General features: G+C 36.2%; 5 protein-coding genes and 4 pseudogenes. 4 read left to right on the plus strand and 5 right to left on the minus strand.

The window, feature by feature from the left end; genetic code table 11:
* The first annotated feature begins 52 nt into the window (after window positions 1–52).
* Together rluC and A9G41_RS02575 are read left to right on the plus strand one after the other, a co-directional pair.
* Window positions 53–1036: a 23S rRNA pseudouridine(955/2504/2580) synthase RluC gene (rluC, locus tag A9G41_RS02570; RefSeq protein WP_075539298.1), complete on the plus strand. Its 984-nt coding sequence runs from the start codon at window positions 53–55 to the stop codon at window positions 1034–1036.
* A 23-nt stretch (window positions 1037–1059) separates the two neighbouring features.
* A complete protein-coding gene (locus A9G41_RS02575; RefSeq protein WP_075539299.1) occupies window positions 1060–1716 on the plus strand; it encodes a histidine phosphatase family protein in 657 nt (218 codons plus the stop codon).
* A gap of 74 nt (window positions 1717–1790) precedes the next feature.
* Here the strand turns inward: A9G41_RS02575 and A9G41_RS02580 are convergent, their stop codons facing one another.
* A complete protein-coding gene (locus A9G41_RS02580; protein WP_075539300.1) occupies window positions 1791–3242 on the minus strand; it encodes a beta-barrel assembly-enhancing protease in 1452 nt (483 codons plus the stop codon).
* Window positions 3243–3536: 294 nt separating this feature from the next.
* On the minus strand, window positions 3537–5258 hold the full coding sequence (gene proS / locus A9G41_RS02585; protein ID WP_065566527.1) for a proline--tRNA ligase: 1722 nt from the start codon (window positions 5256–5258) through the stop codon (window positions 3537–3539).
* Between the two features lie 739 nt (window positions 5259–5997).
* Between proS and A9G41_RS02590 the strand changes: the two genes are divergently transcribed.
* Window positions 5998–7356 carry an L-serine ammonia-lyase gene (locus A9G41_RS02590; protein WP_075539301.1) on the plus strand — a complete coding sequence of 453 codons (1359 nt, stop codon included), beginning with the start codon at window positions 5998–6000 and terminating at the stop codon, window positions 7354–7356.
* Window positions 7357–7442: 86 nt separating this feature from the next.
* On the opposite strand, the pseudogene A9G41_RS02595 reads toward A9G41_RS02590, so the two are convergent.
* Window positions 7443–7958: pseudogene (locus A9G41_RS02595) on the minus strand (integrase core domain-containing protein); the annotation flags it as partial.
* A 58-nt stretch (window positions 7959–8016) separates the two neighbouring features.
* Here A9G41_RS02595 and A9G41_RS02605 point away from each other — a divergent pair.
* Window positions 8017–9171 (plus strand): annotated as a pseudogene (locus A9G41_RS02605) (IS3 family transposase).
* An 8-nt stretch (window positions 9172–9179) separates the two neighbouring features.
* Here the strand turns inward: A9G41_RS02605 and A9G41_RS13810 are convergent.
* A pseudogene (locus A9G41_RS13810) lies at window positions 9180–9305 on the minus strand (helix-turn-helix domain-containing protein); the annotation flags it as partial.
* Window positions 9306–9425: 120 nt separating this feature from the next.
* Window positions 9426–10259: pseudogene (locus tag A9G41_RS02610) on the minus strand (IS3 family transposase); the annotation flags it as partial.
* Between the last annotated feature and the right edge of the window lie 88 nt (window positions 10260–10347).

Here is a 10347-nt window from a genome sequence, read left to right on the forward strand (position 1 = left end):
TTTTGAATAATGTAAATGACTTTATCTATAGATGGCGGGTTAATCATTTCTTATGGACTCAATTGTTCCACAACCAAAATTACAAGTCTCATTTGTTACTATTTCAGAGGAAAATGCGACGCAGCGAATTGATAACTTTTTAATCACCTATTTAAAAGGTGTGCCCAAAAGTATGATTTATCGCATTTTAAGAAAAGGTGAAGTGCGTGTTAATAAAAAACGGATCAAACCTGAATATAAATTAAATATTGGCGATGAAATTCGTATCCCACCGGTTCGAATGACAGAAAAAGCCATGCCAGAAATTTCAACCAAGCTAAATAAAGTCGCCGATTTAGAAAAAGCGATTATCTATGAAGATGATGTCTTATTGGCGATTAACAAACCATCCGGTATTGCCGTACATGGTGGCAGTGGTTTAAGTTTTGGGGTAATTGAAGCATTACGAGCTTTAAGACCTGAAGCAAAGTTTTTAGAACTAGTGCATCGCATTGATCGCGAAACTTCAGGGGCGCTATTAATTGCTAAAAAACGCTCCGCATTAAAATCCTTACACGAACAATTACGCCTTAAACAAATGCAGAAAAACTATTTAGCTTTGGTTAAAGGTAATTGGTCTTCTGACTGCAAAGTCATACAAGCGCCATTGCTCAAAAATGTGTTAAAAAGCGGTGAGCGAGTCGTGAAAGTCGATAAAGACGGTAAGCCATCAGAAACACGTTTTAAAGTTGAAGAGCGGTTTGATTTTGCAACTTTAATAAAAGCAAGCCCCGTTACTGGGCGAACACATCAAATCCGCATTCATACACAATATGCTAACCATCCCATTGCTTTTGATGACCGCTATGGCGATAGACAATTTGATGCATTGTTAGCAGGAACAAAGCTTAATCGATTATTTTTACATGCAGCAAGTGTTAAATTTATTCATCCTAAAAGCTTACAAGAAATGCTATTAAATGCACCAATGGATGATACTTTACAGGCTTGTTTAGCCTATCTTAGAAAAGATAAATATAAGCGAACCGATTCTTAAAATAAACAAGGTAGTAAGTGCGAATGAAAGATATTAATTTATACTTAATTAGACATGGCCAAACGGAATGGAACATTAAAGATCAGATGCAAGGATCTCAAAATTCACCGTTAACCGAACAAGGCATTTTGGGTGCTAAAATAACAGGACAATATTTAAAAGATATTCCTTTTATGCAAGCGTACTCAAGCACACAACAACGTGCGATGGAAACACGCGATTATATTGTTAAAGAAAATAATCTTACTATTCCCACTTTTGAGCTTGCCGATCTACGTGAAATGGATTTTGGCATTTGGGAAGGTAAACATGTCCCTCTGTTGAAAAAGACGTTTCCTGAATTTACGACTTATTTAACTGATCCAGCTAATTTCGACGCTTCAGTTAATCAAGGTGAAAATTATCTTGATATACTAACGCGTATGAAGCAAGGATTAAAAACCATTGTTCAAAGCGCGACTCAAGATACGGGTAATATTTTGGTTGTGTCACATGGGACAGTATTACGAATTTTACTTTGTGTGTTAAATGGTGGCGATTGGCGTTTACATCGTGATGAAAATTATTTTCCTCGAATGCTAAATACTAGCATTAGCTTGGTTAATTATAAACAAAGCCATGAGCATCCTGAAGGGGCATTTACGGTAAAATTCTTCAATAATGTAGATCATTTGTCTTAAAAAATAACCTGATTTATCATTTTCTCGACTAATATTATTACAAAAATTAGTCGAGATATGATCATTAAAGATTGTTATCGTTTATAAACAGCATAACGTTTTTGCAACTGTTTTAATTGATTAATTCTTGCATCGATTTTAGAAATCATTATTTGATTGCCTTTGGTTTGATTTTTCGCATTTTGTAGTAATTGTATTGATTGTTGGAATTGACCTTCTAATGCAAGTAACTCTGCTTTAGCACTCATTTCTTGAGCCCTTGAACGTGATCCACCATAAGCTGTAACAAGTAAATCCCAACCATTAGTATCATCATTATGGTCAAAAGTGTAGCGATGCAATAACGTGACGGCTTGTTGGTAATTTCTATTTTTTATATATGCATTAGCAAGATTCAATTGCAAAGCTGAGCTGTCTGGGGCTTTTTTTAATGCGGCTTGTAAGCGAGTAATGGCTGCATCGTTATTGTTGAGCGCCAAATCAATATCAGTCATTAAATCAATATACCAAATATTATTTGGATCGCGGTCTAATAAGGGTTGTAACTGCTGTTTTGCTTTTTGGTTATTACCACTCAAGTTGTCAGCTAATGCGTTACCATAAATAACAGCTGTTTTAGTTTGTTCGTTATTGATCTTTTTGTAATCTTCAAGTAATCGTTTAGCAGCATTTTTATTTTTAGTTATTAAGATTGCTAATCGTGCTTTTGCTAAATAATAATTTAATGATGGCGATACACTTTTTTTACTGTATTGCATTGAGCGATTGCGAATATCCGTTAACCGACTATTGGGTAATGGGTGAGTAAGTAATATTTCAGGCGCTTTACTACTAAAACGGCTTTGATCAGCCAGCTTTTGTAAAAACTCCGATGAAGCATAAGGATCAAACCCTGCTTTGGCAAGCGTTCTTAAACCGACACGATCAGCTTCTTGCTCATTGCTTTGTGTAAAACTAATCATATTTTGAGTTGAACCTGCCATGGTGCTTGTCATCGCGGCCATGCCAGCTTCCGGATTCGCTAATGTTAGCAATAAAGAGCCTAACGTTGCCCCCCAAACATAAGGACTATTTCGACTTTGATTTTCCATCGCTCTGGCTAAATGCCGTTGGGTGACATGACCAATTTCGTGAGCCATAACAGAGGCCAATTGGCTTTCATTATCGGTATCTAATATGAGCTTAGAATGAATGACAACATTTCCACCAAAAAAAGCGAATGCATTAAGTATATCACTTTTCATAATATAGAAATGAAAAGGGGTTTTTACTGATTCTGATTTAGCAACTAATTTTTTACCTAAATCATTAATATATTGGCTTAAAACAGGGTCGTTTATAATTGGAGCATCGGCTCGCAACATTCGTATATAATAATCGCCCATTTCCATTTCTTGGCCAATACTTAATGTTGTAGCAGCAGCGGTACCTATATCGGGTAGGTTAATATTATCAGCATAAACAATAGACGAGCTTTGTAATAATAACGAGGTAGATAGTGCAAATGCGATGGCTTTTTTTAACATTATTTCAACCCATTGATGTAAGATTTTTATTGATTTATTTTAGCCGAAAAAAAGAACAATATCACTTTGAATTTATACTCAACATTTTCTTTGTTAAGTATTTGTGGATGTTTATTTTTGAAAATTAAAAGTAGTTTTGCAAAAAAATCACGTTACGCTAGTCGTTAATTAGTATTGGCTTTATGGCAGCTAAATAATAACAATACAACAGTAATAAGCTAATTACTGTTGTATTGAGGGTAATGATCCCCAATTTTATTATGTTTTATAACTAGTTAGCAAGTTATCTTAATGTTAAGCTAGCTTGCAACGAGTTTTGATAAATTCAATAATATTATCAACTTTTACCATTTCTTTATCGCCACCAGCACGGTGTTTATATTCTACTTCGCCATTATCAAGATTACGCTCACCAATGACAATGGTATGAGGTATACCGATCAATTCAGCATCAGCAAACATGACACCAGGACGTTCTTTACGATCATCAAAAAGCACTTCAATGCCAGCTGCTTGCAGATCTGCGTAAAGTTTTTCGGCTGTCGCTTGCACTTTTTCTGATTTGTGCATATTCATTGGAATGATCACAACACTAAATGGCGCAATAGCTTCTGGCCAAATAATACCTCGATCATCATGGCATTGTTCAATAGCTGCCGCTACAATACGACTAACCCCAATACCATAGCATCCCATAATCATCACATGGTTTTGCCCATCTTCGCCTTGCACTGTCGCTTTCATGGCTTGTGAATATTTTGTGCCAAGTTGGAATATATGCCCAACTTCAATGCCACGTTTGATTTGTAATGTACCTTTGCCATCAGGACTCATATCGCCTTCAACCACATTACGGATATCTTCAATACGTGGTAGGGAAACATCACGCTCCCAATTAATGTTAAAATAGTGTTTGTGATCAATATTAGCGCCTGCGCCAAAATCGCTCATAACAGCAACATCACGATCGATAATAATTGGCATGTTTAAATTAATTGGACCTAATGAACCAGGACCAGCGTTAACTAAAGCACGAATTTCTTCTTCGGTTGCAAATTCAAGGGGTGAAGCAACGATATCAATTTTTTCCGCTTTGATTTCGTTTAAAGTATGATCGCCTCGAACTAATAATGCCACTAACTGATGACCGCTTTCTTTAGTTGCTTTTACCATTAGGGTTTTTACCGTTTTTTCAATTGGCAAATTAAACTGCTGAACTAATTCATCAATCGTTTTTGCATTGGGAGTATCAACCAGTTCCATCGCTTTAGTTGGCTCTGCTCGTTGTTGTGTTGGTGCTAAAGCTTGCGCCATTTCAATATTAGCGGCATAATCTGATTCCGTTGAGAAAACAATATCATCTTCCCCACTATCAGCTAGCACTTGGAATTCATGAGACCAATTACCACCAATCGATCCAGTATCAGCACGTACTGCTCTAAAGTTTAAGCCTGCGCGTGTAAAAATAGCGCTATAGGCTTTATACATATCATCATAAGTTTCTTGTAATGATTCTTGTGAAGTATGGAAAGAATAAGCATCTTTCATAATAAATTCACGCGAACGCATCACCCCAAAGCGAGGACGCACTTCGTCACGGAATTTAGTTTGAATTTGATACACATTAAGAGGTAATTGTTTATATGAGCTAACTTCATTACGCAGTAAATCAGTAATCACTTCTTCATGAGTTGGACCTAATACAAAGTCACGGTCGCCACGATCTTTGATTCGTAATAGCTCAGGTCCATATTGTTCCCAACGACCGCTTTCTTGCCAAATATCAGCAGGCTGTACAACTGGCATTAATACTTCTATTGCGCCAGCTTTATTCATCTCTTCACGGACAATATTTTCTACTTTTTTAAGTACACGGTAACCAGTGGGAAGCCAAGTATATAACCCTGCGGCAACTTTACGGATCATACCGGCACGTAACATTAATTGATGGCTAATGACTTCTGCATCAGCAGGGGTCTCTTTTAACGTAGAAAGAAGATATTTACTGGTTCGCATAAATTTATCCTAGAAAATAATTTATTTAAAAATATATTAAAAAATGCCAATTAGTTTAGCAGTACCTTGCGTAACACTAAAGTAATTTTATTGGTAATTATTGTTAATAAAAAAATTCAATAGTAAATTAACCTGTTATAAATAATAAAATAAAATCAATATGAAGAAATGATAGAGCCTATGTGAATAGAGGATTCTCTATGTTATTATCTTGGCGAATTAGAAAGAGAAGAATATCATTATGGTAAAGACTGTTCTATTTGTAGGCAAATGATCCCATATGAAAATAATAGTATTTATATCAATAATAGTATTTATATCAAAGTAGAGAATAGTTATATAGTTGGCAATAGCCTGATGCGAAAAGTTTATTTGAAGAAAAAACCTGATTATATTTCTTTTGAGCGATTTACTAGAGGAGAACTGTACATTAAGGATTTTAAATCAGGCATTACCTGTACCTTATTATTCATAAGTAAAATCTAATAAAAAATGCATATGGAATTAATAACAATGAAAATAAAAATGTATATTTTATCAGATTTTTATTGGTTTGTATGGTACTCTGCTATCCAATAAAAATTGCTAAATATCACTTAATGGATTTAAGCGATGATGAAATTTCAGGCTTTTTCAACGCTTGATTATATTATTGTTAACACCATAATATACCATCTTATTGTTAATATTTTTTACTTACCTAATGTAAGAATAAACGATAGCTGTTTAAAGGAACAAAATGAACTCAGTTTTCGATATATTTAAAATTGGTATTGGTCCCTCTAGTTCACATACTGTTGGGCCGATGCGAGCTAGTAAGGTTTTTATTGATCAACTTATTAGTGATGGAAAAATGTCATTGGTTACTAAAGTGGTTGCTGATGTCTATGGTTCCCTATCACTTACTGGCAAAGGGCATCATACGGATATCGCTATTATTATGGGGCTTTCTGGTGAAAAGCCAGATACAGTGAATATTGATGAAATTCCAATTTTTATTAAACAAATGAACTGTACCCAGAGCTTGCCGATTTATAAGGGAAATTATGAGATCGCCTTTTCTTTCGATAGCATTATTTTTCATTCTAATTTTTTACCACTTCACGAAAATGGAATGACGCTAACAGCTTATCAAAATGATAAATTAATTGCACAGAAAACTTACTACTCAGTGGGTGGCGGGCAAATTGTGGAAGAAGAATTATTTGGTCAACAAGCGCAAAGCGCCGTAAACTACCCATATCCTTTTTCATCAGCAGTGCAATTACTCCAACATTGCGAAGACAATTCATTGTCTATTTCTAGTATTATGATAAAAAATGAATTAACGCTTCATTCTTATGATGAAATTGAAAGTTATTTTTCTCGCGTTGGGAAAACCATGCTCGATTGCATCCAAAAAGGTATGAAAACAGAGGGATTACTGCCTGGGGCTTTAAAAGTTCCTCGCCGTGCTTATGCACTTTATCGGCAATTGTTAACGAGTAAAAATGATAATGATCCTATGATTATTATTGATTGGATTAATATGTTTGCATTTGCAGTAAGTGAAGAAAATGCAGCTGGTGGACGAGTTGTAACTGCGCCGACTAATGGTGCTTGCGGTATTATTCCCGCAGTACTTGCTTATTATAATAAGTTTATTGATCCTGTAACACCTGATATTTATGCCAAATTCTTTTTAACTTGTGGCGCAATTGGTTTGTTATATCAACAAAACGCTTCTATTTCAGGAGCAGAAGTGGGTTGTCAGGGAGAGGTAGGTGTTGCCTGCTCAATGGCTGCGGCAGGTTTGGCTGAGTTATTAGGCGGTAACCCAGAGCAAGTGTGTATGGCCGCTGAAATTGCGATGGAGCATAATTTAGGTTTAACTTGCGATCCTGTTGATGGACAAGTACAGGTACCTTGTATTGAGAGAAACGCAATTGCTGCGGTTAAATCGATAAATGCAACTCGTATGGCACTAAGGCGTACAACTGCTGCTAAAGTTTCGCTTGATAAGGTTATTGAAACAATGTACGAAACGGGAAAAGATATGAATGCAAAATATCGAGAAACATCTCGTGGTGGATTAGCAATTAAAGTTCACTGTAATTAAGGTGAAGTTATTTGTTGTACTATTTAGATTTGTACTAGCTCAAACCTAATCTGACAGTTACCCGTTTTTATTGGGTGTCTGTCAGGTTAAATCTGGTTCAGATTTTTTTCTTCCCAGATCCGTTTTCCATCAAGCGGGGTTTCCATTGGTGTCCGACCACAGCACATTTTTCCCTGATGAGTTCGTTCATTATTGTAATAATGCAGCCAATTGTCCAGATCTGTTTGGCGTGTTTCTAAATCTGAATAGCGCTTTTTACGGAATGTCACCATATAAAACTCATGTAAAATAGTTTTATGAAAACGCTCGCAGATCCCATTCGTTTGTGGCGACATAGCTTTTGTCTTAGTATGATCAATATCATTAATCGCCAGATAAAGTTGATAATCATGCTTTTCAATACTGCCACAAAACTCCGTTCCTCTATCGGTTAATATTCGAAGCATTGGCAAATGATGGGCATTATAAAATGGTAAGACCTTGTCATTGAGTAAATCGGCTGCTGTAATTGGCGTTTTGGTCACATACAATTTACAATGCACAATTTTAGAATAAGTATCAACAAAAGTCTGTTGATAAACCCGACCGACACTGTAGTGGTTTAATAATTCAAGACACTCAATTAGGTGGTAAACTAATATCATCAAAATGAGGTGAATAATGACAACAAACCGACAAAAATTTACAGTAGAATTTAAACGAGATGCAGCGGCACTGGTAGTTGAGCAAGGGTACAGCGTACAGGAAGCTTGCAGTGCAATGGGGTAAGTGAAACAGCAATGCGTCGCCGTGGTTTGCTCAGTTAAAGTTAGCACTTGAAGGCTATACGCCCGCATCAAAAGCGCTAACCCGAGAACAACAAATAATTCAAACCATGGAGAAAAAGATAAAACGACTTGAATTGGAAAAAGAAATACTAAAAAAGGCTACCGCTCTCTTAATGTCGGAAGAAGACAAAAATATGCGTTGAGCCATCAGTTAAGCGAGCAATACCCCATAAATATTGTCTGCGCATTATTTGCAGTATCTCGAACAGCATTTTATAACTCTCGTTTGCGCCCGGAAAACAAAATCAGGCAACAACGCCGGCAACAGGTTGAAATCCTCTTCAAACAAAGTAGAGACTCAGTAGGCAGTCGAACGATAACCACAAAACTGAACCAGCAAGGTATCAAGATGGGTCGTTATAAGGTGAGAGAATTAATGAAAGAGGCAAAATTATACAGTAAGAAACCCAAAGTAAGGCAATTTAATCGTGCAATCGAGGAACAACTTGAACTGCTCAATAAGCTATCACGGAACTCTAACCCCACTAGCCCAAATCAGGTATGGACAAGTGATATCACTTATATTTGGGCGGGTAGCAGATGGATTTATTTGGCGATAGTCGCCGATTTGTACGTTCGACGGGTAGTAGGTTATAGCGTATCAGATAAAGCCGATAGTCAATTAGTAATTAGTGCATTAGACATGGCTTGGCCTTTACGAGGTAAACCAAAAGCTTTAATGTTCCATTCTGACCAAGGTTGCCAGTATTTATCAGCTGCATTCAGGCATTGCCTTAGTCGTTATGGAATAGTGCACAGTGTTAGCCGTCGTGGTAATTGTTGGGACAATGCGCCTACTGAATGCTTGTTCCGTAGTTTGAAAAGTAAATGGATCCCCAAGGCCGGTTATCGTAGTTTAGCTAAAGCTAAGTCAGACATGTTCTGTTACTTATTCGGTTATTATAACCAAAGACGACCACATAGTTTTAACGCCGGTTTACCACCAGCTATTGCAAAACAACCTAAATTGGTGTTTAAAAATACTTGACCACTACAATAACGATAAAACGTATCTCTTGATACTCCCATCACTTTACAAGCTCTAGACACGTTCTGAAGTTCTTTAGCTAAATTTAATAAGCTTACTTCATGTTTTATGATTTGATTGTTAGTATGAAGCATGAGCGTTACCTCTTGTTGTTTTGATTGTAGATTTGACACCTAATATCAAAACTGGTAACGCTCTCTTTTTCAAGCCCTTTGTCTGGTATGTCCACACTTTTTAGTACCAAAAAGATAAGGTCATAGATTCATTTTATATTCAATGGGTGACTGGTAATTTAAAGACGAATGAAGCCTGTTGTAATTAAACCAATCCACATAGTGATTAAATTGCAACCTGAGTTGTTCAAGTGAATCAAAAATCGTGTTTGACACAAATTCAGTTTTCACCGCTTTAAATGTTGCTTCAGCAACAGCATTATCATAAGGGCATCCCTTATGGCTTAATGAACGCTCAATGCCAAATTCCTTTAAACATTCATCAAGTAGATGATTATCAAATTCTTTTCCTCTATCTGAATGAAATAACTCAACTGAATTTAAGTTAATAGGGATTTGGCTGATAGCATCCATAACCAGTTGAGCATTTTTATGTTTTCCAGCACTTCGTCCCACGATTTCTCGATTGCTTACATCAATAATCACACAAAGGTAATGCCATTGTTGTTTTACTCTCACATAAGTTAAATCAGTCACTAACACTTTTCGTTGTTGGCCTACGGTAAACTCACGATTAAGTTGATTACTTACTGTTGATTCGTTGCTTTGTTCTGTATTAGCACGATATTTTTTACAGGTATATTTTGATACTAATCCGTTTTCTTGCATGATTCGACCAATTCGGCGACGGGATAATAGTATGCTTTTCTCCCTAAGCTCTGCTTGTAGTCGCCTTGTTCCATAGGCTTGATAGTTATCGTTAAATATCGCTTTCACTTTTTTACTAAGCTCTTTGTCTGTTTTTTTACTGGTTAATTGTAGTTGATAATAGAAGCTATTTCTTGACACTTGTAAACATCGACATAACGCACGTAAGCTATATCGATGTTGATTCTCGGTGATTAATTTGATTTTCGTCCTATTATCAACGCCGCTTGCTTTAGGATGTCATTCTCCATTAACAATCGCTTATTCTCTTTACGTAGGGCTATGAGCTCATTTT

The sequence above is a fragment of the Gilliamella sp. Nev5-1 genome, from assembly GCF_001690895.1.
GTDB classification, from domain to species: Bacteria; Pseudomonadota; Gammaproteobacteria; order Enterobacterales; family Orbaceae; genus Gilliamella; species Gilliamella apicola_C.

Coding starts and splice junctions, on each gene's coding strand:
- rluC (WP_075539298.1), top strand. CDS start 53: ATGGACTCAATTGTTCCACAACCAAAATTACAAGTCTCATTTGTTACT.
- A9G41_RS02575 (WP_075539299.1), top strand. CDS start 1,060: ATGAAAGATATTAATTTATACTTAATTAGACATGGCCAAACGGAATGG.
- A9G41_RS02580 (WP_075539300.1), bottom strand. CDS start 3,242: ATGTTAAAAAAAGCCATCGCATTTGCACTATCTACCTCGTTATTATTA.
- proS (WP_065566527.1), bottom strand. CDS start 5,258: ATGCGAACCAGTAAATATCTTCTTTCTACGTTAAAAGAGACCCCTGCT.
- A9G41_RS02590 (WP_075539301.1), top strand. CDS start 5,998: ATGAACTCAGTTTTCGATATATTTAAAATTGGTATTGGTCCCTCTAGT.